General features: G+C 35.5%; 27 protein-coding genes and 1 riboswitch. Of the genes, 18 read left to right on the top strand and 9 right to left on the bottom strand.

The genetic code is table 11. The annotated features are described in order from the left end of the window. The first annotated feature begins 50 nt into the window (after positions 1–50). The 13 genes from DN408_RS11950 to DN408_RS11890 all read left to right on the top strand — a co-directional run bounded on the left by DN408_RS11950 (position 51) and on the right by DN408_RS11890 (position 11,789). Positions 51–647, top strand: coding sequence for a hypothetical protein (locus tag DN408_RS11950; RefSeq protein WP_002087481.1), 597 nt, complete (start codon positions 51–53; stop codon positions 645–647). Positions 648–771: 124 nt separating this feature from the next. Then, positions 772–2,277, top strand: coding sequence for a spore germination protein (locus DN408_RS11945; RefSeq protein WP_033729732.1), 1,506 nt, complete (start codon positions 772–774; stop codon positions 2,275–2,277). Further along, complete coding sequence (gerYC, locus tag DN408_RS11940; RefSeq protein ID WP_016126588.1) at positions 2,274–3,356, top strand: spore germination protein GerYC; 1,083 nt, start codon at positions 2,274–2,276, stop codon at positions 3,354–3,356. The genes DN408_RS11945 and gerYC overlap by 4 nt, the downstream gene beginning before the upstream one ends. Positions 3,357–3,368: 12 nt before the next feature. Continuing rightward, positions 3,369–4,478 (top strand): GerAB/ArcD/ProY family transporter, encoded by a 1,110-nt coding sequence (locus DN408_RS11935; protein WP_000840531.1) that lies wholly within the window; start codon positions 3,369–3,371, stop codon positions 4,476–4,478. Between the two features lie 45 nt (positions 4,479–4,523). Beyond that, positions 4,524–5,033, top strand: coding sequence for a PCYCGC domain-containing protein (locus DN408_RS11930; protein ID WP_002125374.1), 510 nt, complete (start codon positions 4,524–4,526; stop codon positions 5,031–5,033). 121 nt (positions 5,034–5,154) lie between these two features. Next, the gene (locus DN408_RS11925; protein ID WP_001195459.1) at positions 5,155–5,403 is read left to right on the top strand and encodes a YhdB family protein; all 249 of its coding nucleotides are present in this window, start codon (positions 5,155–5,157) and stop codon (positions 5,401–5,403) included. A 165-nt stretch (positions 5,404–5,568) separates the two neighbouring features. Continuing rightward, positions 5,569–5,988: a disulfide formation protein C gene (locus DN408_RS11920; RefSeq protein WP_002125372.1), complete on the top strand. Its 420-nt coding sequence runs from the start codon at positions 5,569–5,571 to the stop codon at positions 5,986–5,988. Between the two features lie 12 nt (positions 5,989–6,000). Next, the gene (locus DN408_RS11915) at positions 6,001–6,453 is read left to right on the top strand and encodes a thioredoxin family protein (protein ID WP_002029885.1); all 453 of its coding nucleotides are present in this window, start codon (positions 6,001–6,003) and stop codon (positions 6,451–6,453) included. Positions 6,454–6,525: 72 nt separating this feature from the next. Beyond that, positions 6,526–6,741 carry a DUF1540 domain-containing protein gene (locus DN408_RS11910; RefSeq protein WP_002029883.1) on the top strand — a complete coding sequence of 72 codons (216 nt, stop codon included), beginning with the start codon at positions 6,526–6,528 and terminating at the stop codon, positions 6,739–6,741. 118 nt (positions 6,742–6,859) lie between these two features. Further along, positions 6,860–7,846 carry a LacI family DNA-binding transcriptional regulator gene (locus DN408_RS11905; RefSeq protein WP_147740112.1) on the top strand — a complete coding sequence of 329 codons (987 nt, stop codon included), beginning with the start codon at positions 6,860–6,862 and terminating at the stop codon, positions 7,844–7,846. Positions 7,847–7,981: 135 nt separating this feature from the next. Further along, positions 7,982–9,358, top strand: coding sequence for a sucrose-specific PTS transporter subunit IIBC (locus DN408_RS11900; RefSeq protein WP_078178473.1), 1,377 nt, complete (start codon positions 7,982–7,984; stop codon positions 9,356–9,358). Positions 9,359–9,375: 17 nt separating this feature from the next. Beyond that, the gene (locus DN408_RS11895; RefSeq protein ID WP_063226061.1) at positions 9,376–10,851 is read left to right on the top strand and encodes a glycoside hydrolase family 32 protein; all 1,476 of its coding nucleotides are present in this window, start codon (positions 9,376–9,378) and stop codon (positions 10,849–10,851) included. Then, positions 10,848–11,789, top strand: a complete 942-nt coding sequence (locus DN408_RS11890) for a carbohydrate kinase family protein (RefSeq protein WP_016126587.1) — start codon at positions 10,848–10,850, stop codon at positions 11,787–11,789. The genes DN408_RS11895 and DN408_RS11890 overlap by 4 nt, the downstream gene beginning before the upstream one ends. A 12-nt stretch (positions 11,790–11,801) precedes the next feature. On the opposite strand, the gene DN408_RS11885 is transcribed toward DN408_RS11890, so the two are convergent. From DN408_RS11885 to DN408_RS11875, 3 genes are all read right to left on the bottom strand, one after another. Then, the gene (locus tag DN408_RS11885) at positions 11,802–12,053 is read right to left on the bottom strand and encodes a hypothetical protein (RefSeq protein ID WP_002029881.1); all 252 of its coding nucleotides are present in this window, start codon (positions 12,051–12,053) and stop codon (positions 11,802–11,804) included. Positions 12,054–12,216: 163 nt separating this feature from the next. After that, positions 12,217–12,978, bottom strand: coding sequence for a L,D-transpeptidase (locus tag DN408_RS11880; protein ID WP_002029880.1), 762 nt, complete (start codon positions 12,976–12,978; stop codon positions 12,217–12,219). A gap of 221 nt (positions 12,979–13,199) precedes the next feature. Continuing rightward, a complete protein-coding gene (locus DN408_RS11875) occupies positions 13,200–14,066 on the bottom strand; it encodes an SDR family oxidoreductase (protein WP_002087502.1) in 867 nt (288 codons plus the stop codon). Between the two features lie 224 nt (positions 14,067–14,290). On the opposite strand from DN408_RS11875, the gene DN408_RS11870 reads away from it, so the two are divergent. The 4 genes from DN408_RS11870 (at position 14,291) to DN408_RS11855 (ending at position 19,453) form a co-directional block, all read left to right on the top strand. Next, a complete protein-coding gene (locus DN408_RS11870; RefSeq protein ID WP_002029878.1) occupies positions 14,291–15,592 on the top strand; it encodes an NCS2 family permease in 1,302 nt (433 codons plus the stop codon). Positions 15,593–15,684: 92 nt separating this feature from the next. Then, positions 15,685–15,790: riboswitch (SAM riboswitch) on the top strand. Between the two features lie 87 nt (positions 15,791–15,877). Beyond that, positions 15,878–16,990, top strand: coding sequence for a sugar ABC transporter substrate-binding protein (locus tag DN408_RS11865; protein ID WP_002125355.1), 1,113 nt, complete (start codon positions 15,878–15,880; stop codon positions 16,988–16,990). After that, positions 16,987–18,474 carry a sugar ABC transporter ATP-binding protein gene (locus tag DN408_RS11860; protein ID WP_147740111.1) on the top strand — a complete coding sequence of 496 codons (1,488 nt, stop codon included), beginning with the start codon at positions 16,987–16,989 and terminating at the stop codon, positions 18,472–18,474. Before DN408_RS11865 ends, DN408_RS11860 begins: the two co-directional genes overlap by 4 nt. Further along, positions 18,458–19,453 carry an ABC transporter permease gene (locus DN408_RS11855; RefSeq protein WP_001054974.1) on the top strand — a complete coding sequence of 332 codons (996 nt, stop codon included), beginning with the start codon at positions 18,458–18,460 and terminating at the stop codon, positions 19,451–19,453. The genes DN408_RS11860 and DN408_RS11855 overlap by 17 nt, the downstream gene beginning before the upstream one ends. Before the next feature lie 27 nt (positions 19,454–19,480). Here DN408_RS11855 and DN408_RS11850 read toward each other — a convergent pair whose 3' ends face one another. From DN408_RS11850 to DN408_RS11835, 4 genes are all read right to left on the bottom strand, one after another. Beyond that, the gene (locus tag DN408_RS11850; RefSeq protein WP_000143386.1) at positions 19,481–19,753 is read right to left on the bottom strand and encodes a hypothetical protein; all 273 of its coding nucleotides are present in this window, start codon (positions 19,751–19,753) and stop codon (positions 19,481–19,483) included. A 48-nt stretch (positions 19,754–19,801) separates the two neighbouring features. Further along, positions 19,802–20,005: a hypothetical protein gene (locus tag DN408_RS11845; RefSeq protein ID WP_000432819.1), complete on the bottom strand. Its 204-nt coding sequence runs from the start codon at positions 20,003–20,005 to the stop codon at positions 19,802–19,804. Positions 20,006–20,132: 127 nt separating this feature from the next. Then, positions 20,133–20,987, bottom strand: a complete 855-nt coding sequence (locus tag DN408_RS11840; protein WP_002140445.1) for a patatin-like phospholipase family protein — start codon at positions 20,985–20,987, stop codon at positions 20,133–20,135. 130 nt (positions 20,988–21,117) lie between these two features. Continuing rightward, a complete protein-coding gene (locus tag DN408_RS11835; protein ID WP_078178472.1) occupies positions 21,118–21,579 on the bottom strand; it encodes a MarR family transcriptional regulator in 462 nt (153 codons plus the stop codon). A 140-nt stretch (positions 21,580–21,719) separates the two neighbouring features. On the opposite strand from DN408_RS11835, the gene DN408_RS11830 reads away from it, so the two are divergent. Beyond that, positions 21,720–22,898, top strand: coding sequence for an MFS transporter (locus tag DN408_RS11830; RefSeq protein ID WP_002169125.1), 1,179 nt, complete (start codon positions 21,720–21,722; stop codon positions 22,896–22,898). Between the two features lie 19 nt (positions 22,899–22,917). Here DN408_RS11830 and kdpDN read toward each other — a convergent pair whose 3' ends face one another. Continuing rightward, positions 22,918–24,072 (bottom strand): KdpD-like non-kinase potassium sensor, encoded by a 1,155-nt coding sequence (gene kdpDN / locus DN408_RS11825; protein ID WP_087946251.1) that lies wholly within the window; start codon positions 24,070–24,072, stop codon positions 22,918–22,920. A gap of 56 nt (positions 24,073–24,128) precedes the next feature. Further along, a complete protein-coding gene (gene kdpC, locus DN408_RS11820; protein WP_147740110.1) occupies positions 24,129–24,710 on the bottom strand; it encodes a K(+)-transporting ATPase subunit C in 582 nt (193 codons plus the stop codon). Between the last annotated feature and the right edge of the window lie 17 nt (positions 24,711–24,727).

Raw genomic sequence — 24,727 nt, 5'->3', positions numbered from 1 at the left:
GGAAATGATATGTGTAAGTTTTCCACATTACCCATCTAGGAGGAGTTTATATGTACAAGAAAATCGCAGTAAGTATGACTATGGCAGCATTATTGTGCGGGATATCTGTCTTTCCTGCTTCCGCTGCCACGCCAAAAGAAGTAACAATGCACCATCATAAGCCTATTTCAGAAGAAGAAATGCAGTCGCTCGAAAAACTCGGCTATAATAAACATGAAATTTGGAAAGCTGCCCACATTGCAAGAATAAGTAAAAAAGAAATTAAGGACGTTTTAGCTTACTATAAGCAAAATAAATCTTGGGAGAAAACAGCCGAGCATTTCGGTGTAGACCCAAGTAAATTGAAAAAGCATCATATGAATAAAGAAACGAAAAAAGCACTACTGCAAAAATTAGCAAATATGCAAAAGTCCACACCAGATGGACTGAAACAAAAAATGAAAGAATATAACATCGGCTTACGCCAACTTACCGTGTTAACAATCATCTCCCAAAAAAGTAATACCCCTCTTGACGATGTACTAAAAATGAAAAAAGATGGGATGGATATTAAACAAATTGCGGAAAAATTAAATGTTAAAAAAGAAGATATACGGGCAGAAATGATTAAATTAGTGAAGTCTATTAAAGAAAAGAAAACAAATTAGCCTGTCAAAAAGGAAGAGATATTCAATACTCTTCCTTTTCTTTATGAACTTTCAATTTTCAAGTATAAATTCCCGTCTTTCCCAAAAACTAACATAAGAAAATGATGTAGTAAGGGGTGAGAAAATGTTTCGTTTATCGTCTAAAAAGAAGAAAAAAACAATCTGTTCCATTCCAGAGTTTATCCATACTATGAAAGAATCGAGTGATTTCGTTTCTTATAACATCGTAGAAGATGGGACATTATGTTTGTTTTACTATAAATCTACGGCTGAATCACTCCTCATTAATCGATTCATTTTAACACCTATAAAAAGAGAATTAGATCACATTGAAAATATAAGTGATATAGCAAATATCGTCACACTTGAGGAGATTATCACTGGCCCTACTATTGATGACATTCGTGAAAAATTATTAAGTGGATATGTACTTATACAACTAAAAAATGATTCTCAAATCGCAGAATATGCACTTATTCGTGCTGAAAGTTCCGTTTTAGGTACACGGCTATATAACGATACTGAAAATGAATATAGTGTCATCGGTCCAAAAGTCGGATTTGTTGAGAATATCGATACAAATATACACTTACTTCGGCGAAATATCGTCACAGAACAATTAGTTTTCAAAGAAGTTATAGTTGGTTCTATATCAAAAACAAAAGTCGTAGTTGCTTACATCGAAGATATTACGAATGAGCAGCACGTTAATACTGCGATGCAGCGCCTACAAGACATTGACTTTGATGTTCCTTTCGATGCAACTATGATTGAACAGTTTATTAGTGATAACAGCAACTCTCCCTTCCCTGTTTTACTTCCTACAGAGCGTTTAGATCGCTCCGTTTATGCATTATTGAATGGAGGAGTCGTCATTTTAACAGACGGTTCACCTTACGCATTAGCTGGACCAGCGACATTACTCGATTTCTTCGTCTCTCCAGAAGATTATTATTTACCATGGATAGCAGGCTCATTTCTTCGAATGGTTCGCTTTTTCGGAGCAGCATTCTCGCTATTTTCATCAGCTATTTATACAGCTGTATTAACGTATCACTATCAAATGATTCCTGCGGATTTACTAGGTCCGATTATTTTTTCAAGAGCTAATGTACCCTTTCCGCCCATTTTAGAAGCACTTTTTTTAGAAATCACAATCGAATTGCTCCGTGAAGCTGGAGCACGATTACCTACAAAAGTTGGACAAACAATCGGCATCGTTGGCGGGATTGTAATTGGCCAAGCATCTGTTCAGGCTGCTTTAACGAGTACCATTTTATTAATTGCAGTTGCTTTATCAGCACTCGCTTCTTTTACAACACCAACTGTAAAAATGTCTTCTACTATCCGGATACTACGATTTCCACTTATTCTTTTAGCTGGTGCATTTGGGGGCTTAGGTCTCATTGTAGGATTCGTACTCATATTAGCTCATTTAATTCGCTTAAAATCACTTGGATCACCTTATTTATTACCTCTATATCCATTTCGCGGTTTAGGAACGGCAGAAGGTCTCTTTCGCTTGCCATTTAGTCAAACTGCAGGACGTGCCTCTTTTCTAAGACCAAAAAAGAAATGGCGCTATGATCCAAACAAAGCGAAAGAAAAACATGATGGTGAAGAGAAATGAAAAATACTTTATTATGCTTTTCCATTATCATTTTAATTTTCCAATCCGGCTGTACACAACCGAATATAGTAGACACACAGCGAATGATTCATATAGGTGGATTTGATATAACGAAAGATAAAAAATTTCGCGGGACAATCTTATATCCCGATTACACAAAAGGCGTTCAATCAAAACCAGAAACTCAGTCAACTACCGCAGATACAATTGAAACAATTTCTTCACTTCTAAACGCCAAATCACCACATACGATCGCTGTAGGTCAAATGCGTGTTGTCCTATTTGGAAAATCATTTGGTGAACGTGGAATTGGGGATGTTATTAACAACTTACAACGTGATCCTAATATTGGCCGAGATGTTCAACTAGCACTGGTAGACGGTTCTACAGAAAAACTGCTCAAACATATTAAAACAAATGGATCACTCTATCTGTCTGACTTACTGGAGCAAAACATAGAAGCCGAAACGATTCCACGGACTGCTTTAAATATTTTTTTATATAACTTTTATTCATCAGGATGCGATCCATTTCTTCCTTATATTGAAATTGATGAAGACAAGTCTGCTTCCATTAAAGGACTCGCTTTTTTAAAAAAGGATAAAGTGGTTATGTACACAGATAAAAAAGGATCTTTTTTATTGAAATTACTCCTTAATCCAACTACAAATGGTCGTTATGAAGTTCCAATACAGCAAGGTAACCATAAAGGATTAATTGCCACTCAAAACTTATCTGGAAAGAGCGTTTGTTACCTTTCCGATACTGGTGACATTCCGAAAGTTAACATCCACTTAAAATTAAATGGACTCATAAAAAGCGCTCCAAACTGGCTTGATTTAGCGAAAAACGAAAACATAACTTACATAAAAAAACATGTAGAAAAAACAGTTGAGAAACATTTAAACGAATTAATAAAACAATTCCAAGAAAAAGAGGTCGATCCGATAGGGATACGGGAAGAAATTCGTAGTCATTCAAGAAAATGGACTATAAAACAAATTCAAGAAATGTACCCTAATGTAGATGTTGCTGTTCACGTACAAATCAATGTTGTGCAATCTGGTATCGGAGAATAGTGAGGTGTTACAATGGCTGAGCAAAATAAAACAATGACTGTTTCCCCTTATTTCACATTTCTTTTATTACACTCTCTTCAAATTGGAGTAGGCGTGTTAGGATACCAACGAGTTATTGCACAATATGCTGGTTATGATTCTTGGATTTCCCTTATTGTTGCGGGTGTCTTAACTCATATCGTACTGTTTTGTATGTTAAAAATGTTAGATAAAGACAATGATTTGATGACCATTCATACGACATGTTTCGGAAAATGGATTGGAACCTTTTTGTCTATGTGCTTTGCTGCATATCTTCTGTTATTTTGCCTTACTGTGCTTCGTACATATATCGAAGTCATTCAAGTATGGGTCTTTCCTACAATTAAACCATGGAAATTAACATTATTATTTTTACTCGTGACGTATTACGTAATAAAAGGTGGCTTCCGCTCTGTAACAGGAATGTGTTTTTGGGGAGTCGTAATACCGATTTTCGTACTATTCTTCTTAGTTTTCCCTATGAAATATGCACATGTCCGTAATATTTTACCTATTTTCACCCATTCACCTGCAGACATTCTATATTCAGCGAAAGCATCTGCATTAGAGTTTCTTGGATTTGAAGCAATCCTTATCTTTTACCCACTTATTAAAAAGGGAAAATCGCTACATAAATGGGCACATGGCGGGATTGCTTTCACAACTATTTTATATGTAGTACTAGCAATCGTTTCCCTTATGTACTATAGTCAGGGCCAACTGCATCATACAATTTGGCCTACTTTAACAATGCTAAAAATTATTAAAGTCCCATTCATTCAGCGATTTGAATACATTATTATTTTCATCTGGTTTCTTATTATTTTACCTAATCTTTGTTTAACCATTTGGTCTTCTTGTCGTATTAGTAAATACTCTTTTCACATACCATTTAACATTACATTGCCATTGTTTATCGCGACTATATTTGTTTCATCTTTGTTTTTCACAAACAGGGAAAGCATCAATACATTAAATACCGTACTATCTCAGGCTGGATTGTATATTGTATACGCTTATATCCCAATCTTATTTCTATTCCATTCACTACGATGGCGCTTCAAAAATCAGTCGAAAAAATCTTCACCCGACACACCATAATCTCTGATACAATTTTATTAATACATTTGTAAAGGGGACAAGCGAATGAAAAAGTATGTATTTTCTTTACTTGCAGTACTGAGCCTAATTCTTGTTGGATGCGGGAGTACTAGTACAAATGACAAAAAATCTTCTGAATCAAAAGAAGAGCATGACCACGCATCACATACTCAGCAAGCTGATATTCAAGAAAAGACAAAAGGAGTCGACACACTCCCTACCTTCCTAGACAAGCTTGATCCGCAAATGAAAGATATCTACACTGTCGCTGGACAAAATGCAGAGCTATTAGATTGGATTCCATGTTACTGCGGTTGCGGTGAGAGTGTAGGACATAAAAACAATAAAAACTGCTTTATTCGTGAAATTAAAAAGAATGGTGAAGTTGTTTGGGATTCCCACGCAACAACTTGTGTCAACTGCCTAGAAATCGCGGTTGAATCGGCTTCCATGAAACAAAAAGGAAAATCAACGCTCGAAATTCGTAACTATATCGACAATAAATACAAAGAAGGGTATGGCAAGCCAACACCTACGCCAATGCCAAAAGCATAAAAACGAGGAAATCCCTCGTTTTTCTCTTTTCATTCACCTTTTTTCTTAACAAATTCTTTCAAGTGTATTTCTCCTTACTTGTCACACACTATATATAACTCCTCGGTAAGGAGGGTACACAGTGCAAACATATAACGACTATGATAAAGCTCTCTATTACACGTATTGCTGTAATTGGGATAAATTACTCGTTCTCATGGTTCAAACGAACGATCAATTATTTTCTAAGCGTATTGAGCATTTTTTACACGCTTATCAATACAGTAAAGAACTACCAGAAGTTGATAAACAATTGCAGCTCCTATTTCAATATATTGACCACGCATCCCAAAAGTCACATGTAGAAGAAGTAGAGCAAATTCAAATGTAAAATATAGCGCTATTCTCTTTATGAGAATAGCGCTTTTTTAAAATGTTTATATCAATAAAAGTTTCTCCTTATAAAACTTTTATTGATAAACATATTTTTTCTTTCTTTTCCCTACCACTTCATACTATAATTTAGTATGTAACTATTATAAGTGAGGTATAAAATATGGGACGAGAAAAAAAGCAAGAGTATGCTTTATTTGCTGCATGGGGAGCTTCGTTTATTGCTACATTAGGAAGTCTATACTTTTCCGAAATTATGAAATTTGAGCCTTGTGTCCTTTGTTGGTATCAACGTATTTTTATGTATCCATTTGTTTTATGGCTCGGTATCGCTGTAGTAAAGAAAGACTATCGCATTGCAAGTTATTCTTTACCAATCGCAAGTATTGGTGCTTGTATTTCTTTATATCACTATGCAATTCAAAAAATCGCAGCATTTTCAGCTGCTGGGGCAGCTTGCGGCCGCGTACCTTGTACGGGAGAATACATAAACTGGTTCGGCTTTGTGACAATCCCGTTTTTAGCACTTATCGGCTTTATCACAATCGCTGTTTGTAGCTTCATCGTAATTAAAAACAAATAAGGAGATGAAAGAATGAAAAAAATGCTTATATTTGGCGGTATTATTATCGCCTTGTTTGCAGCAATTTTCGCTGTAACACAAATGGAAGAAAAAAATGCTTCAACAAGCCAAAAAATTGATAATGCTACTAGTCAAACAGATGGTTCTGACTACTACACAAATAAAATCTCTCTTTCAGATCTCCAAAAGAATTTAAAAGAGAAAAAAGAAGAAACAGTATACTTTTATCAAACATCTTGCGTTCATTGCCAAAAATTATCTCCTATCGTAGTACCAATGGCTAAAGACTTGAATGTTGATATGAAAGTTATGGATATTGAAAAATTAGATGCTCCTTGGGATGAATATAAAATTAAAGGAACTCCAACAATCATTCATTTTAAAGACGGTAAAGAAGTGAGCCGTATTAGCGGCGAACAACCGGAAGACAAATTAAAAGAGTGGCTTGAGCAAACGAAAAAATAATAAGAAAAGGAAACTCCTTCTATACATGAAATGGGCGTAAAATCCCACACTAATGTATGAGGAGGGGGTTTTATGCCAGAAGTGAAATGCTCTGTTTCCAATTGCTCATTTTGGGGACAAGGTAACCTTTGTCAAGCAAGTGCAATCGTTGTTCAACCTGATGCACAAGAAGCAGGTCAAATTGAAAACAGTTCATATACAAACGCTACTTTAACAAACGAGACGCTTGAAAGTTCTGTAACAACGAGTGTAGAAACGTGTTGTCATACATTTAAACCGAAATATTAACACTTATTCCACCTCATATACGTGAGGTGGTTTTTCTTCTTCTCTTCTTGTTTACGTAACCTTTAATTCTCCCTATAATAAAATTAAAAGTTTTTTATGAATATGAAGGTGGAATACTATGGCTAAAACAATTGTAGATATCGCCAAATTAGCTGGGGTTGCAAAAAGTACTGTCTCTCGTTACTTAAATGGTGGCTATGTAAGTAATAAAACAAAAAAGAAAATTGAAGGTATTATTCAAGAAACGAATTTCTCTCCAAATACATTTGCGCAAAGTTTAAAAGCGAAAACAACAAATTTAATTGGCGTTATTATCCCCCGATTAGACTCCTTTGCTACAACAAAAACACTTATTGGTATTGATAATGCTTTACAGGAAAATAACTATCAGATGCTTGTTGCAAATGCGAATCAAAAAATTGAAACAGAAATTCAAGCAATGGAAAACTTTATAAAGCAAAAAGTAGCTGGCATAATTTTATTAACAAAAACTTTAACAAAAGAGCATAAACACATCATCGCTAATTCTACTACCCCTATTTTATTTGTTGGTCAAGAATATGAGAATCAATATTGCCTCGTTCACGATGATTTTGACGCTGCTTATGAGCTAGGAGCATACGTATTATCACAAGGACACCGCCATATCGCTTATTTAGGAATAGAAAAAGATGATATTTCTGTTGGTGTAAATCGAAAAAATGGTTTTCAAAAAGCCATTGAAAATTTAGAATCTACTTGCATCGCTTCTTACTACGAAACAACTTTCAAAATAGAAGATGCGATGAAACAAGTACAACATATTTTAGATAACAACCGTCCTACTATTATCGTATGTGCTACAGATAATATCGCTCTTGGAGCCATGAAAGTAATTCATTCTAACCACCTTTCCATACCAAATCATATATCTGTAGTAGGATTCGGTGGATATGATATTTCTGAAATGGTACACCCTAGCTTAACGACAATCGCATTTGACTATGAGCATGCTGGTAAGCTTGCTGCTACTTCCCTTTCGCAGCTTGTTGAAAATAAAACAATCCCTAAAATATTACATTCTCGCTATACATTAAAAATTCAAGAAAGCGTTGACAAAATTTAAAGGCGCTTTATAATAAAATTAAAACCGGTTCCATATTTAAAAAACAGGATTTTCACATCACGTCCCTGTTTTTTATTTTAACCAAAAACGGAACCGGTTCCACAAACTCGAAGTATATAGTAAGGGGGAATTTTTATGGATATGAAACAAATTGCAGCTCAAGTCTTACAGAACATCGGAGGAACAGAAAACATTATTCGTGCTACTCATTGCGCTACTCGCCTTCGTCTTGTACTAAAAGATGAAACAAAAATAAACACGTCAGAAATCGAAAACATTGATGGGGTTAAAGGTGCTTTCGCAACGAATGAGCAATACCAAATTATTTTTGGCACTGGCGTAGTAAACAAAGTGTATGATGAGTTTTCAAAACTAATCGGAATAACTGAACTTGATTCTACGGCATCAAACGATCTTCCTAAGAAAAAAATGAATCCGATTACTCGCCTAGCAAAAACGTTATCCAATATTTTCGTTCCAATTATTCCAGCCATCGTTGCAAGTGGTTTACTTATGGGACTACTCGGAATGTTGAAAGCGTTTAAATTAGTTCCTGGCGATCACCCACTTATCCAATTACTTGATATGTTCTCAAGTGCAGCTTTCGTTATTTTACCTATTTTAATCGGTGTTAGTGCAGCCAAGGAATTTGGAGGAAATATTTTCTTAGGTGCCGTTATTGGTGGTATATTAACTCACCCAAACTTAACGAATCCTTGGACTCTTGCAAACGCAAAACCAACTGTTTTACATTTCCTCGGTATGGATATTGATATGATTGGCTATCAAGGCACTGTTTTACCTATTTTATTATGCGTATACGTTATGAGTACAATTGAAAAAGAACTCCGCAAACGAGTTCCGAACTCTTTAGATTTATTAGTTACACCGTTCTTAACAATTATTATAACTGGCTTTTTATCACTTATTATTATCGGACCAATTGGATATAAAATCGGTGACGGTATTACGTACCTTTTAAATACTATTTATCAATTTGCAGGACCAGTGGCTGGTCTTATATTCGGTGGTCTATATTCAACAATCGTTCTTACTGGCTTACACCATAGCTTCCACGCTATTGAAGCTGGCTTACTTGCTAATAAAGATATCGGTGTCAATTTCTTACTCCCTATTTGGTCAATGGCTAACGTCGCCCAAGGCGGAGCTACTTTAGCAGTTTATTTCAAAACAAAAAACAAAAAAACGAAAGAAATCGCAATTCCAGCAGCAGCGTCAGCATTTTTAGGAATTACAGAACCAGCTATTTTTGGTGTCAATTTAAAACTTGGTAAACCATTTATTGCAGCTGCTATTGGTGGCGCAATTGGAGGCGCTTACGTTGTTTGGATGCAAGTCGCAGCCAATGCATACGGTTTAACAGGTATTCCAATGCTTACAATTGTTGCACCGCTTGGCATGATGAATGTGATTCATTATGTAATCGGCTTCGCTATTGCAGTTATTACTGCTTTTGTTGCCACTCTCATTTTATATAAAGAAAGTAAATAACAACGAGGTAAAAACCTATGTCGAAATATAAAACAATACTGCAATCCAATAAAGAAGAATTACATTCTTTATATACAATTGCAAATCAAGATTCATGGAAACCGATTTATCATATTCATCCGCCATATGGATTAATGAATGATCCTAACGGTGTATCATACTACAATGATGAATATCATGTTTTTTATCAGTGGTATCCATTTGGCCCGATTCACGGAATGAAACATTGGGGGCATGTAAAATCAAAAGATCTTATTAACTGGGAACGAATGCCTGTAGCCATTATCCCTACCGAAAGCTATGAGTCACATGGCGCATATTCTGGTAGCTCTATTATAAAAGATGGGCTTCTTCACTTATTGTATACAGGGAATATAAAGAAACCTAATGATTCTCGGGATGCTAAACAATGTATGGTAACGATGGATTCTCAATATACGATGACTAAGTATAGTAATAATCCTGTTATTGATATGATTCCTGACGGATATACGAAGCATGTACGTGACCCCAAAGTATGGAAAAATAACGATACGTACTATATGTTACTCGGAGCACAACGTGAAAATAAAACGGGTACTCTATTATTATATAAGTCACTAGACCTATACAGTTGGAATTTCCAAGGCGAGGTTAAAACAAATTTAAAAGAGTTCGGATTTATGTGGGAGTGCCCCGACTATTTCCAATTATTAGGGAAAGATATGTTACTCTTTTCGCCACAAGGAATCGAAAAAGACGAGGGGAATTTTCAAAATGTATATAATGTCATATATGCAATCGGAAATTTCGATATTGAAAATTTATATTTCCATATTGATTCGTATTACGAAGTTGATAAAGGTTTCGACTTTTATGCCCCTCAAACTTTAGAAGATCAATCTGGACGCCGCCTTTTATTTGCTTGGGCGGGCTCAAGCGAAATAACATACCCTTCTGATGATTATATGTGGGCTCATTGTTTAACACTTCCACGAGAACTAACGTTAGAAAATAATATATTAAAACAAAAACCAGTTTCAGAACTAAAAAAACTAAGAACAACAAAAAAAGAGATTTCAGGTGACATATCAACTGGATTAAACGTACTGGCGACCCTTGGCCATGAATGCTCATATGAATTAATTGTAACTCTTAAAACAGATGATGCGAATAACTTTGGCCTTTCTCTCTTCCATAATGAAGAAGATTCTTTCCCGATTATATTTAACCGTGAAAAAGGAACTGTTTCCATAGACCGAAGCAACTTCCATCACCAATTTGGCGGAGAATATGGATATGAACGCTGTGAAAAAATTGATATTCAAGATACGATAGACCTCAGAATATTTGTAGATAATAGCATCGTAGAAATCTTCTTATATGATGGTTCCACTGTCTTTACGTCTAGAGTATTTCCGCGAAAAGACATTACACATCATATCGCAATCTTTTCAGATGCAAAACTAAACTTTACAATTACACAATATAAACTTAAAAGAGGGATTATATGAGAAATGTTTTTTGTATAGGTGAATTATTAATTGATTTCGTTTGCCGAAACTCCAATGTTTCTTTAGTAGATGGTACTGATTTCGAAAAGAAAGCTGGTGGAGCTCCCGCTAACGTTGCCGCTGCTATTACAAAATTAGGTGGACATGCTACATTTATGGGACAAGTAGGAAATGATCCATTTGGTGATTTTCTAGAACAAACTTTACAACGTGCTCATGTTGACACTTCAATGCTCATAAAAGATAAACAAACAACGCTTGCTTTCGTATCTATCGATAAAGATGGTGAACGCGATTTTATTTTTATGCGTGGGGCTGATGGTCAATACACCTTTAATAAAATTAATTTAGCAAAAATAAAAAGTAATGATCTAATACATTTCGGTTCGGCAACTGCCTTATTATCAAGTCCATTAAAAGAAACATATTTTCAACTATTACAATATGCAAAAGACAATAATCACTTTATTTCTTTTGATCCAAATTATCGAGATGCACTTATTACAGATGTAGAACAATTTTCTCAAGATTGCCTATCCTTTATAAAACACGCACATTTCGTAAAAGTAAGCCAAGAAGAAGCAACGATGCTTTCTAAAGAAACTAATCTACAACAATCAGCACTAAAATTATTAAATTACGGGGCTAAAGTTGTAGCTATCACACTTGGAAAAGACGGTACTCTTCTCGCGACAAAAGAGGCTCAAATCATTGTACCTTCTATTTCAATTAAACAAGTAGATACAACTGGTGCTGGTGATGCTTTCGTCGGAGCGATGTTGTATCAAATTTCTAAAAATGAACAAACGCTTCCTCAAAAATTCACAGATTTAGCCGAGTTTGTCTCTTTTGCAAATAAAGTAGGTGCCATAACATGTACAAACTACGGAGCAATCGCTTCACTTCCATCATTGGCAGAGGTAAAAGCATACGATTAGTCGTATGCTTTTTTACATTCCTCTCCAAACATCATGCATCATAAAAAAGTACAAAATAACGAGAAGGACCGTCCCGCATAAAGTAATGCGCCGATATACACTCTTCTCCCCTTCCCTCGCTTTAACAAATGCCCAAATAAATCCAACGAACAATATTAAATCAATATATGGAACATAAAAGGAGAAGACGAGTAACGCATATAAATACACGATAAATAAACAAGTCGTGATTAAGAAAATTTTAAATGCAAATTCACTTTTCATAATGTGACCGCCCCCCAGTCTGTACTGTATTATATTCAGCAAAACATAATAGTTGCTGTTTCAATTTTTTTATCTCACTATTTACAGGCGCTCGATTGGTATGAAATCATTAAAACCAACTAAACTTCATCACAAATAAGCTACCGCCTATACACGGTAGCTATTATGGAACATTATATTTCCTTTTATATATGTTACTTAAAATCGAATAAGGTAATTGCTCATAACGAATTTTTTCTCCCGTTACATCTACAATATACAAATTGTTTCCTATATAATAGGTTCCATCTTTTCGTTTGGAATACACTGTATATTTTTCATTTGGCAATACCGTTTTTACTTTCGTCAATTGTCCATTTGGTTCTTGCCAATATATATTTACACGATCTACTAACGTAAGCATTCCAATTTGTTCTTCTTCTACTTTACGACCATTCCAACTCACAACCCGATAACCAAGCTTATACGCTTCATATTCGGGACTCGTATGAAAACGAGAAATAATTACTTTCGTCTGTAATTGTACCCGGTCGTATAACCATTGTATGTCCCGATCGTGCATGCGAATACAACCATTCGACTCCCTGCTTCCAATCGTCCATTCCCGATTTGTTCCATGAATTGCATATTCCTTTTTATCTAGACCTAACCACCTCGTACCGAGAGGGTTATTCGGAGCACCCCCAGCTATTTTTTTACGATGGTATTCTTTATTTTTATATTTAGTTATAATACAAAAATTACCCTCAGGCGTCGGGGTCCTGTCTTTTCCTGTCGTTATCGGAAATGTCTTAGTATAGTTTCCATCTTCAAAAAAAGACAGCTGATTCGTCGTAAGGTTAACTAATATTAAATGATCTGTATTAGCAAAAACGCTAGCTGGCAGGCAGAAAAATAGGATTACGATAAACCATACTTTCTTCATCTAAATCCTCCCTAGCACTAACATCATAATAAAGTGAAACTTTACTCGTTGGGGGATTTTGTCCATCCCCACTGAGGATTAGCCTTCACCAATCGAGCATTTACGGACATTTATCTCCCACCTAACTTCCTTGTATTCATCGAATTGTTAGGTAGGAGTCTTACTGCCCGCAAATAGCGGGATAAATACAATTAACTTTACTTTGCTCTTATAAATGAAAACTATCCATTCACAATTACTCCACCATTTACATGCATCATCTGTCCCGTTACATATGCCGAATCACTAGACGCTAAATATACATATGCAGGCGCTAATTCATACGGCTGACCAGGCCTTTGCATAGGAACATTACTCCCAAACTGTGATACTTTTTTCTCATCAAAACTGGATGGAATAAGCGGTGTCCAAATTGGGCCTGGTGCAACACCATTTACACGAATTCCCTTTTGTACTAACGACTGAGATAGCGATCTTGTAAAAGCGACAATCGCTCCTTTCGTTGCAGAATAATCAATCAACGTTTCATTTCCTTCATACGCAACGATAGATGCCGTGTTTATAATTACATCCCCTTGCTTTAAATGAGAGAGGGCTGCTTTTGTAACATGAAAATAAGAAAAAATATTAATACGGAACGTTTTTTCTAGCTGTTCCGCTGTAATATACTCTAGTCCTTGCTGCGGATATTGCTGTGCGACGTTATTCACAAGAACATTTAGCCCCCCTAGCTGCTGGGCGGTCTCTTCTACAATCTCTTTACAATGTTGTTCATTACTCAAATCTCCCGGCAATAATACACAATTCACGCCTTCTTTTTCCACAAGTTGTTTCGTCTCAGTTGCATCTTCGTCCTCATCTAAATAAGCAATCGCAATATTTGCTCCCTCTTTTGCAAAAGCGATAGAAACAGCTCTTCCAATCCCGCTATCTCCTCCTGTAATTAATACATTCTTTCCTTTTAACTTTTCACTTCCTTTATAATTTGGATCTTCAAACTTTGGAAGAGGATTCATTAACGATTCAATACCAGGTTGTTTATTTTGATGTTGTGCTGGCATTGTTAAAAAGTTTTTTTGCTGCGGCATAACTTCCTTCAACTCCTTTCCCCTTATAATGCGCACAATAAAAAAAACTACTTACACATTAAAGAACCGCAATGCACACACAGTTTTACGATTAATATTCGAATTTACGACATAAAATATGAGTTGTTCTAAAGTTTTTATGCAAAACTATTGCAAAATAGTTAAAAAACGAATATTATATATAACTGTTGTGAAAATTATTCGTAAAAAGAAAGGATGTTTATATGTTTAACCTTTCAAAACATAAAACTTCTATTAAAACTGAAATTATGGCAGGTATTATTACCTTTTTAACAATGGCATATATCATTGTCGTAAACCCTGTCATCCTTGGGGATGCAGGTGTTCCGTTTGAACAAGCATTTACAGCTACAATTATCGCTGCTGTTGTCGGAACATTATTTATGGCGATCTTTACTAATTTACCAATCGCAATTGCACCAGGTATGGGATTAAATGCTTACTTCTCTTATTCTGTTGTAAAAGCCCATGAAGGCATGACTTTCGCAATTGCATTCTCTGCTGTATTCGTAGCAGGTATGATTTTAATTTTGTTATCATTCACATCTTTCCGTACGAAATTAATGGAAGTAATTCCTGAGAACTTAAAACATGCACTTACTGCTGGTATCGGTCTTTTTATTGCTTTTATCGGTTTGCGCTTAACGGGAATTGTTACAAAAAATGATGCAAACTTAGTTGGGCTTGGCGATCTTCACTCTGCTCCAGTTCTACTAGCATTAGCTGGCCTTGGAATTACAATTATCCTTATGTCTTTAAATATAAACGGGGCACTATTTATCGGAATGTTATTAACTGGTATTATCGCTTACTTCACAGGTCAATTAACATTCTCAAGCGGCGTTACATCAATGCCTGGATTACCAGAAGGAATTATCGTTTCAAATCCAATTACTGCTGTATCTGATGTAATTAACTACGGATTATACGGCGTTGTCTTCTCATTCTTCCTTGTTACACTATTTGATACAACAGGTACACTACTTGGCGTTGCACAACAAGGTGGATTTATGAAAGATGGAAAGCTTCCAAAAGCAGGACGAGCTCTTCTATCTGACTCATTCTCAGCAACAATTGGAGCTATGTTCGGAACAACACCATCAACAGCTTACATTGAATCATCTGCTGGTGTTGCAGCTGGTGGTCGTACTGGTTTAACAACTGTTACAGTAGCTGTTCTATTTGCATTAGCAGCATTCTTCGGACCGTTAGTGAGCGCTGTTTCTGGCGTTTCAGCTATTACAGCACCATCACTAATTATCGTTGGTAGTCTTATGATGGGCTCAGTTCGCCACATCGATTGGGATACATTCGATGAAGCATTCCCAGCATTTTTAGTAATCTTAAGCATGCCACTTACATCAAGTATCTCAACAGGTATTGCACTTGGATTTATTTCATACCCACTTATGAAAGTGGCAAAAGGACAATTCCGTGCTGTTCACCCACTTGTGTATTTATTCGGGATCTTGTTCGCTTATCAATTAGTTTTCTTACCACATTAAAATCCCTCGTTGTGAGGGATTTTTTATTTACAAAAAAACATTTGACAACAGCATACACTTATGGAATAATTCGAAATAGTTAAATATTCGATGTCTTATCAAGAGCAGGTGGAGGGATGAGCCCTACGAAGCCCGGCAACCGACCCATTTATGGGCACGGTGCTAATTCTTACAACACATTGTGTTGAAAGATAAGAGTAATATGATAAGACGTCTTTTCTATATGAAAAGACGTTTTTATTTTCACTCCCTCCTCTCTTTTCTTAATTTAGGAGGGATTTTTTTATGAAAAAATTATGTTCCACCGTACTCATTATTCTCTTACTCGCATTAACAGCTTGCACAAATGAACAAGATGCTATCTCTTCACAAAAGCAACAAACGGTGAAGAAAGAAACTACTACAGCAGCAAATCATTTACAAACAGAAATTCCAAGCCAAGTAAAAAAGCCATTAAAAATCGCATTAATTATGCAAATGTCCATCGGAACTTTTTCCTCTCAATATATTGAGGGTGTCAAAAAACAAGTCGAGCTATTCGGCGGCAGTGTGCAAGTCTACAATTCTGATAATGATTTAGCAAAAATGGCAGCAAATCTAGATACTGCTATTAATTCAAAAGTTGATGGTATTTTAATTGATCACGGTCGCTCTGAAGCACTAAAACCCGGAGTAGAAAAAGCATTACAAGCGAATATTCCTGTAGTTGCATTTGATAACGACCTACGCTTACCAGGCGTAACGATTATTGATCAAGATGACTATAGTCTTGCATGGAAATCATTAAAAACGTTAGCGGAAGATCTGAATGGACAAGGGAATATCGCCGTCGTATGGGTTGGCGGATTTGCTCCAATGGAACGTCGCAATGTTATCATTGATGCTTTTTATAAACGTTATCCAAATATAAAAGAAGTTGCACGCTTTGGTACCGCTAGTAATAACACACCACTTGATACGCAAACACAAGTAGAGGCTTTACTAAAAAAATATCCGAAAAAAGGTGATTTACAAGCTATTTTCGCTTCGTGGGATGAGTTTGCTAAGGGGGCCGTCAAAGCACTCGAACAAGCTGGTCGTACAGATATAAAAGTATACAGCATTGACTTAAGTAATGAAGATTTACAACTCATGCAAAAAGAAAATTCACCTTGGACTGCTACGGCTGCAACCGATCCAGCTGAAGTCGGTAAAGTTCAAGTGCGTTTCTTATATAAGAAAATCGCTGGTGAACAAACGCCAGATATTTATTCACTAGAACCTTATTTAGTAAAGAAAAATAGTTTGCCACAAGAAAATATAACGATGGATCAATTATCAAAACATATAAACGGTTGGGGAGACTCGAAAGATGCATATTCACCTTGGATGAAAAAATTAGAGAAGGAGAAAAAATGATGACATTCTCTCTTCAAAACATTACACATTCTTATCACATCTCTACCCCTGTACTAGAAAATGTTTCTATTAACATACAAAAAGGAAAAGTTCACGCTTTACTAGGAATGAATGGTGCAGGAAAAAGTACTTTACTAAAAATAGCAACTGGTGAAATTCAACCAGTTGCTGGGAATATAAAAATTGATAATCAGTCTATTTCCTTTACTTCACCACGCGATGCAAAAAAACATGGTATTTCTTTCGTAACACAAGAAGTGGATCACGGACTTATTCCTGGATTATCTGTATTAGAAAATGTACTAATCGATCATTTAGCAATGCAAAATAAAGTACTATTTTCAAAGTCAAAATTAGTCTCACTCGCTAAACAACATTTGCAAACTGTACAGGCTGATTTAAATGTTTCGGAAGATGTTTCAAACTGCTCATTACATGAAAAACAATTACTTCTTATCGCAAGAGCTTTATCCAACAATACAAATTATCTTTTATTAGATGAGCCTACTTCTTCTCTTGGACCGAAAGAAGTTGAAACCTTCGGGCAACTATTAAAAGATTTAACATTGAAAGGAATTGGCATCATCTTAATTTCTCATCGTTTATCAGAGATTCGAAATTTCGCGGATGATGTAACCGTATTACATAACGGTAAAGTTGCACTTTCTGAAGCGATCACAAAGGTTACAGATCAACAAATTGTGGAAGCGATGACTGGAAAACAACTTACACTTCCTATTAATACAGCGCCAAAACGAGGGAGCGAAGAATTATTTAAAGTACAAGAACTTCCATTACACAAAGACCATTCTCCCCTTTCTCTCACCGTACGGAAAGGTGAAACTGTTGTGATATACGGATTAATTGGCAGTGGCAAAACAACACTTGCTGAAACGTTATTTGGTACTCGTCATACTTATCACGCAGAAATAGATGGTCAAACAATAACAATTAAAACACCGCGAGATGCGATTAAAGCAAAGATCGCACTTGTACCAGAGGAAAGAAGAAAACAAGGTGTATTTCTTTCGGAAGATATTATAAGCCACACTAATTTACACCAATCAGGTTGGAGACGAAAGCAAACCGAAGTAAATAATGCTACTACAGCAATTTCTTCTTTCAGCATTTCACCCAATGACCCAAAAGCATTTATTCATTCACTTAGCGGTGGAAACCAGCAAAAAGTCTCCATTGCAAAGTGGCATGGATTCAAACCGAATCTATTTCTTTTGGACGAGCCAACTAAAGGTGTAGACATAGCTGCAAAACAAGACATTTTTCAATTCATTCGTAACATTACTGAAAACGGAAGTTCCGTAATTTACTTCACAGGAGAACAAGATGAAGCACTACATATCGCTGATCGCATTCTTATACTCGCAAACGGAGAATTTGTAGGTGAATACTTACCAGACGGACTATCTCCTGAACAGCTTTTACATTTATCTGAAGGGAGTTATTCCATTGAATCTCGTTCATAAAACAAAAACTAAGAAACTATATTTACCTACTCATCTTTTTTATCAATTTAGTACGATTGCTATCATTATAGGTGTTACAATTTTCTTCTCTATCGTCAACGATTCTTTTTTAACATACAACAATATTAGTGATATTTTACGTTCCATTTCTATCGTAACGTTACTTGCAATTGGTGTTACCTTTACATTAATTGTAGATGGATTTGATTTATCAGTCGGCTCTACCGCTAGTTTAGCAACCATTGCCGCTGCTTCCTGTCTCATTTTATATCGACAAGAACTATTAGTCACACTCCTTGTTCCTATTCTTTGTGGGCTATTAGTTGGATTATTAAATGCACTACTCGTTATCCGAATTAAACTACCAGATTTACTAGCTACATTAAGTATCATGTATATCGTGAATGGACTACACTTAACATTTTCAAAAGGATCTTCTATTTATGAAGGAATGTCTGGTGCCAAAGGACATTTTATTCCATCCTTTTTATTTATCGGTCAAGGTTCTGTGTTAGGAATTCCAGTCCCTGTCATTATCATGCTTATCGTCGTTTTAATTGCATATGTATTTTTAGAAAAAACAACGTACGGTCGTTTCTTTTATATGACAGGTGGGAATCGAGAAGCTGCTAGACTAGCTGGTATTCCTACTGATCGTTACCGTGTATATGCTTATATGATTAGCGGCTTACTTGCCTCTATTGGCGGTATTATTCTATGTAGCCGCGTTGGAACAGGACAAGTTTCAGCTGGCGCCCCATTATTAATGGATGCAGTTGCAGCTGCCTATATCGGTTATGCAATGTTCGGTGCTAAGAAACCAAATGTCATCGGAACATTTCTTGGTTCCGTATTAATTGGAATCATATTAAACGGCCTTACAATGATGAACGTTCCTTATTATGCGCAAGATATCATTAAAGGCAGTATTTTAATTGCAGCTTTAGCCTTTTCATTTATTAAAAAGAAGCGTAAATAAAAAAGTAGCGCATCGAATTCCGATGCGCTACTTTCCTTTTGCAACAATCACACGAACTACTTTCAACGCAAAAAGCAAAAGACCGTTCGCTATTGCTGTAACACCTAAGAAGATTGCTATCATAAGCTCTCCCATTCCGTTATTAAATATAAAAATAATAGAAGAAATGAAAGCCAAAATAAACAATATGAACGCTGGTATATATTTAATAAAAGGCTTCTCAAATGATCTTTTAGAAAGAAGAAATGTAATTAACAATGTCATAATAAAAACAAAATATACCGCAAATAAAAAAGTCATATGAAAGCCTCCTCTACGACCAAACTACTTAAAAGAGGTTAGAAACCTTTAATATTTCTCATTTACCTGCAATTCTTTACTATACTTTTGAATGAACACTGATGAAATAACCATTACCATTCCTATACTAAAACCAATAAGCTGATCTAATAACATTTCATCATGAATGAACCAGCGTAGTAGAAATACGCCACCAAAAATAAGCAACATTGTAAATCCAGTATGTCTAAGCCCTTTATATACATTTTCCATATGTATCACCTCTCTACATACTTTTATCCATATTATACCATAATCCCAAAATGTATATAACCAACATTCGGTATTGAAACCAATAATAAAAAAGGCTGCAGAGAACTCCTTCTCCACAGCCTAATTATTATTTTTGCAAAAACGCCTGTAAATCTGCAAATTGTCTCTTTGCATCTTCATAGCCTTGCTCATATAAACTTTGTAATTTAGCCGTATCCTTTTCCATACGATCTACTTGAAGCGGCACTTCTGGGCGAATAACAAATAAATTACCAGCTTGCTCTTCTTTTTCAATGTAGTGAAGTGTTTCATTATACACTTCATAACGATTCAGCATCGTATTTACAAGGTTTGGATACTTCTTATAAGCCTTTGCTGCAATCCAACCAAATTTTGATTTTTTCTTCGCGTAACCATGATTTCTCGTCAAAATAACGACTGATTTTTTAAATCCATCTTCCTGTGCTTTACGAACTGGAATCGGATCTGAAATCCCGCCATCTAACAATTGCTTACCTCGGTAGTTTACTGCCGGTGCAATGAAAGGTAATGAACTAGATGCTTGCAATAAATTTAGTGCATCATCATTCGTTCCCTCTTTTTCAAAATAAACAGACTGTCCTGTTTCACAATCAGTTGTTCCTACAAGGAAACGCTCTGGACTATTAAAGTATGTTTCAAAATCAAACGGTACATGCTTTTCTGGAATTTCATGAAAAATGAATTCCATATCAAATAGCTGACGTTTTTTCCACAAGTTTTTATACGATAAATACTGCGGATGTGATGCATAATCAATATTTACTGTTTTATTTCTATTTCTTTGTCTGGAAAGATACGACGCTGCATGACAAGCACCAGCTGATACACCAATTACATATGGAAAATATAAATCTTGTTCCATAAAATATTCTAATATCCCGCCCGTATATACACCACGCATACCGCCGCCTTCTAATACTAACCCCGTATTTTCAAGCATGTTATTCTCTCCTCTTTATATATATTGACTCTTTAATTATTCACTATGTTAAGTATCTTTTTCTATTATATATGAGTTCTTTCAGAAATTATATTGAAAAGGCTTGAAATGGAGGGGTTTTTTCTTCCAATTATATTTCCAAATGACCAGAGACATCCTTTATAAACCTTTGAATAAAATCTTGCTCTTCTTTCGTATATCCATCTAAAAGTAACAGCCACTTTTCTTCAGCTTGTTTATGCAATTTTTCATGAGCTTTATATATTTCATCTCCTCTTTCCGTTAAGCGGAAGAAAATTTCTTTTTGATTATCTAACATTTGCATTTTCTCAACGAATTGCTTTTGAAACAACTTTGTACAAATTTTAGAGATTGCGCCTTTCGTCATTCCCATTTCTGTTGCAATAGCAGTTACATTCATCAGACCATTTTTTCCGATACACTCGATAACATGTAACTCAGATAAAGACATACCACTTACACCTGTCTCACGAAGAAACTTCTCATTATTTTCTTTCAAATGCTCTTCTTTTTTATGAAAAAGTGTACGAATATCCGAAAGTATTTCCATTTGTTTCGCTGTACGTTCCAATCCATTCGCCTCCTAAGTTTCCAAAGAAACAATTTAACTATATACCATTTTAAAATCATTTTTTCATCTTTACAAGTGAGAAAATCATGTTAAAATTAATTTAGTTTCCAAGGAAACCAAATGACAAGGAGGTTAACATTATGGAAAAAACCAAACTGAATTTCATTTTATATGTTGTCTGTATGAGTGCCTTACTCGGTTCCTTCGCTCAAAATATTTATACACCTATCTTGCCGATGATTCAAAATTCGTTTCATACTTCTCTTTATCTTGTAAATTTAACCGTTTCACTTTTCACATTCGTTCTTGCGGTTATGCAGCTCATATACGGACCTTTAATTGATACAAAGGGAAGAAAATCTGTCCTTATCCCTAGTTTAATCATTAGTACAATCGGCTCAATTGGTTGTGCTTTCTCACCAAACATTTACTTATTTCTATTTTTTAGAGCTGTTCAAGCTATAGGAATAGCGGCTATACCTGTAGTTGCAGCAACGATTATCGGTGATTTATTTGAAGGAAAAGAACGCGGAGAAGCGATGAGCCTTTATCAAATGTTACTTGCTCTCGCACCTGCAATCGGTCCTCTCATAGGTGGCTATCTCGGCAGTATAAATGGCCACTTATCTGTATTTCTTTTTTTATCTACAATTGGCATCATCTTATTAATTATAAACATTTCACTACTTCCAGAAACAAAACCAAATGTAATTGAGAAACCTAAAGCAAAAAAGAATTACTGGCTTATCTTAAAAAATAAAACTGGATTTTCCATTACACTTATTGGCTTTATTCAATTTTGTATATATTTCTGTTTCCTCGTTTTTTTACCTAGCATATTAACAAATATATTTCATCTAAGCGCAAGCGAAATTGGTCTTATGTTTGTACCGATGTCCCTTTCTCTTATGTTAGGAAGCTATTGCTACAAATTTTTGCAAAAACATTTCACAACAAAGCAGGCTTTATTCATCACTAGTTTCTTCAACATTATATGTGTCACTTTATTCTCTTTCACATATAGCATCAATATCCCATCCGTAATTATCGTTACCTCTTTATACGGTTTTAGTATGGGACTTTCTATGCCGACTCACACTACTTTATTAACGGAAGAATTCGTACAAGAACGCGCAACTGCCATCGGTATGTACAACTTCATTCGCTATCTTGGTATGGGTACAGGGCCTATTGTAGGTGGGTTTCTTTTATTTAATCAAAATTACTTTTGGATTTTCTTCCTAGGGGCAATTATATTTCTACTTATAGTTTTACACGCAATGAAAATGCTACATTCCCATGCTGCACAAAGAGCTTAAGAGACCTATAGATGGTCTCTTAAGCTCTTTGATCAGCAACGATATGAATATCAATATACTTCGTTTGTCTCATAATTTCATTTACAATAGAACCTTTTCGTATTTCTTCCCACCGTGTTCTCGCCGATTGCCCAAGTAAAACTTGTGTCACCTGTAGTCTTTTTGCAACTTCAATAATAACATCAGCGGGCTTTCTTCCCTTTGCTTCTTCTAATACAAAGCTCGCATCAAATTGATTCGTTAGCGATTTCCATTCTTCAATCGTTTGCTTTTTGCCTGCTGAAATAGAATCTATATTTTCTCTTTCAACGTTTAACACATACAATTCAGCATTTAGCCGATCAGCCATGCGCCAACCTCTCCGTATTAATTTCTCTGCTGTTGAACTGTATTGTACACAAACGAGAATTTTTTCTTTCACACCGATCGGTTCTATTACTGTTTGGCTAATTTTCTCATCCATATCATCTGCAACTTCTCGAAGTGATAACTCTCTTAATGCCCCTAAATTATTTATCGTAAAGAAGTTTTGTAAGCTTTGTTGAATTTTTTCTTCCTTATATATCTTTCCATCTATTAATCTCTTCCGGAGTACCTCAGGTGTTGCATCAACAAGCTGAATTTCATTTGCTTTTTGTAAAATAAAGTCTGGAATACGCTCTCGTACTTTGACATTCGTAATTTGAGCTACAATATCATGAACGCTTTCTAAATGTTGAATATTAAACGCTGATAATACAGATATACCGGCATCTAACAATTCCTGCACATCCATGTAACGTTTCTTATTTTTCGATCCGGGAATATTACTATGCGCAAGTTCATCCACAACAACAATTTGTGGTGCCCGCTTTATAATTTCTTCTACATCAAGTTCATAAAATACTTTCCCTTTATAATCTATTTCTTTTAAAGGAACTTTTTCTAAATCAGCAATTGCTTCTTCCGTCTCTTTTCTACCGTGTGTTTCAATTAAACCAACTACAATATCAATACCGTCTTTTTTCATCTCTCTTGCATCAAATAGCATTTTATAACTTTTCCCAACTCCAGGTGCAGCCCCTACGTATAGCTTTAACTTTCCGCGATTTTGCTGCCGAATATATTCTAAATACTCTTCTGGCGTTCGCCTTTGAAACGTCGGTTTATAGTCATCCGCATACAAAACACTCACAACCTTTCTTTCGAAACAACGCTACCTCAATCCGTTAGATTGAGGTAGCACTGTTACTATTTCATTAGTTTCTGTAATTCTAAATTTAACTTTAAGACGTTCACGCGATCTTCTCCAAACAAGCCAAGCGCTGCACCTTCCGTTTGATCCTTAATCAATTGATCTAGCTTTTCTTTCGAAATATTCGTTAATTTCGAGATGCGATCTACCTGTACAGAAGCCGCCTTCGGACTAATGTCAGGATCAAGCCCTGAACCTGAATTCGTCACTAAATCTATTGGTACTTCTGTAACTGGAATGGCCCGGTTTTGTTTCTTCCAGTCATCAATACTTTTCTCAACTCGTTTTGCTAAATCTGGATTAGACGGTGCATAGTTATTTGAACCAGATGCTTCTGCTTTATATTCTATACTAGAGACACGTCCATGAAAATAACGTGGATCTGTGAAATTTTGACCGATTAATTTTGAACCAACTACTTCATCTTTATCATTATATATAAGACTTCCATCCGCATTATCCTTCATTACCGCTTGCGCAATACCAGTTACAATAAGTGGGTATACGAGGCCGCACAAAACTAGAAATATAAAAGTAATACGAATAATTGGTGAAATTATACTTTGTTTTTTCGCCATCTTTTTTCCCCTCTTCC

It is taken from the genome of Bacillus sp. AR13-1 (assembly GCF_008042285.1).
GTDB classification, from domain to species: Bacteria; Bacillota; Bacilli; order Bacillales; family Bacillaceae_G; genus Bacillus_A; species Bacillus_A mycoides.
Note: the sequence above shows the minus strand (reverse complement) of the source record. Positions and strands in the feature narration are given on the sequence as shown.

Excerpts from the sequence above, each read along its gene's own strand:
- DN408_RS11915 (WP_002029885.1), top strand. The coding sequence starts at position 6,001 with ATGAAAAAAATGCTTATATTTGGCGGTATTATTATCGCCTTGTTTGCA.
- DN408_RS11920 (WP_002125372.1), top strand. The coding sequence starts at position 5,569 with ATGGGACGAGAAAAAAAGCAAGAGTATGCTTTATTTGCTGCATGGGGA.
- DN408_RS11950 (WP_002087481.1), top strand. The coding sequence starts at position 51 with ATGTACAAGAAAATCGCAGTAAGTATGACTATGGCAGCATTATTGTGC.
- gerYC (WP_016126588.1), top strand. The coding sequence starts at position 2,274 with ATGAAAAATACTTTATTATGCTTTTCCATTATCATTTTAATTTTCCAA.
- DN408_RS11870 (WP_002029878.1), top strand. The coding sequence starts at position 14,291 with ATGTTTAACCTTTCAAAACATAAAACTTCTATTAAAACTGAAATTATG.
- DN408_RS11945 (WP_033729732.1), top strand. The coding sequence starts at position 772 with ATGTTTCGTTTATCGTCTAAAAAGAAGAAAAAAACAATCTGTTCCATT.
- DN408_RS11935 (WP_000840531.1), top strand. The coding sequence starts at position 3,369 with ATGGCTGAGCAAAATAAAACAATGACTGTTTCCCCTTATTTCACATTT.
- DN408_RS11890 (WP_016126587.1), top strand. The coding sequence starts at position 10,848 with ATGAGAAATGTTTTTTGTATAGGTGAATTATTAATTGATTTCGTTTGC.
- DN408_RS11880 (WP_002029880.1), bottom strand. The coding sequence starts at position 12,978 with ATGAAGAAAGTATGGTTTATCGTAATCCTATTTTTCTGCCTGCCAGCT.
- kdpC (WP_147740110.1), bottom strand. The coding sequence starts at position 24,710 with ATGGCGAAAAAACAAAGTATAATTTCACCAATTATTCGTATTACTTTT.
- DN408_RS11850 (WP_000143386.1), bottom strand. The coding sequence starts at position 19,753 with ATGACTTTTTTATTTGCGGTATATTTTGTTTTTATTATGACATTGTTA.
- DN408_RS11840 (WP_002140445.1), bottom strand. The coding sequence starts at position 20,987 with ATGCTTGAAAATACGGGGTTAGTATTAGAAGGCGGCGGTATGCGTGGT.
- DN408_RS11875 (WP_002087502.1), bottom strand. The coding sequence starts at position 14,066 with ATGCCGCAGCAAAAAAACTTTTTAACAATGCCAGCACAACATCAAAAT.
- DN408_RS11845 (WP_000432819.1), bottom strand. The coding sequence starts at position 20,005 with ATGGAAAATGTATATAAAGGGCTTAGACATACTGGATTTACAATGTTG.
- DN408_RS11895 (WP_063226061.1), top strand. The coding sequence starts at position 9,376 with ATGTCGAAATATAAAACAATACTGCAATCCAATAAAGAAGAATTACAT.
- DN408_RS11865 (WP_002125355.1), top strand. The coding sequence starts at position 15,878 with ATGAAAAAATTATGTTCCACCGTACTCATTATTCTCTTACTCGCATTA.
- DN408_RS11905 (WP_147740112.1), top strand. The coding sequence starts at position 6,860 with ATGGCTAAAACAATTGTAGATATCGCCAAATTAGCTGGGGTTGCAAAA.
- DN408_RS11910 (WP_002029883.1), top strand. The coding sequence starts at position 6,526 with ATGCCAGAAGTGAAATGCTCTGTTTCCAATTGCTCATTTTGGGGACAA.
- DN408_RS11900 (WP_078178473.1), top strand. The coding sequence starts at position 7,982 with ATGGATATGAAACAAATTGCAGCTCAAGTCTTACAGAACATCGGAGGA.
- DN408_RS11860 (WP_147740111.1), top strand. The coding sequence starts at position 16,987 with ATGATGACATTCTCTCTTCAAAACATTACACATTCTTATCACATCTCT.
- DN408_RS11930 (WP_002125374.1), top strand. The coding sequence starts at position 4,524 with ATGAAAAAGTATGTATTTTCTTTACTTGCAGTACTGAGCCTAATTCTT.
- DN408_RS11830 (WP_002169125.1), top strand. The coding sequence starts at position 21,720 with ATGGAAAAAACCAAACTGAATTTCATTTTATATGTTGTCTGTATGAGT.
- DN408_RS11885 (WP_002029881.1), bottom strand. The coding sequence starts at position 12,053 with ATGAAAAGTGAATTTGCATTTAAAATTTTCTTAATCACGACTTGTTTA.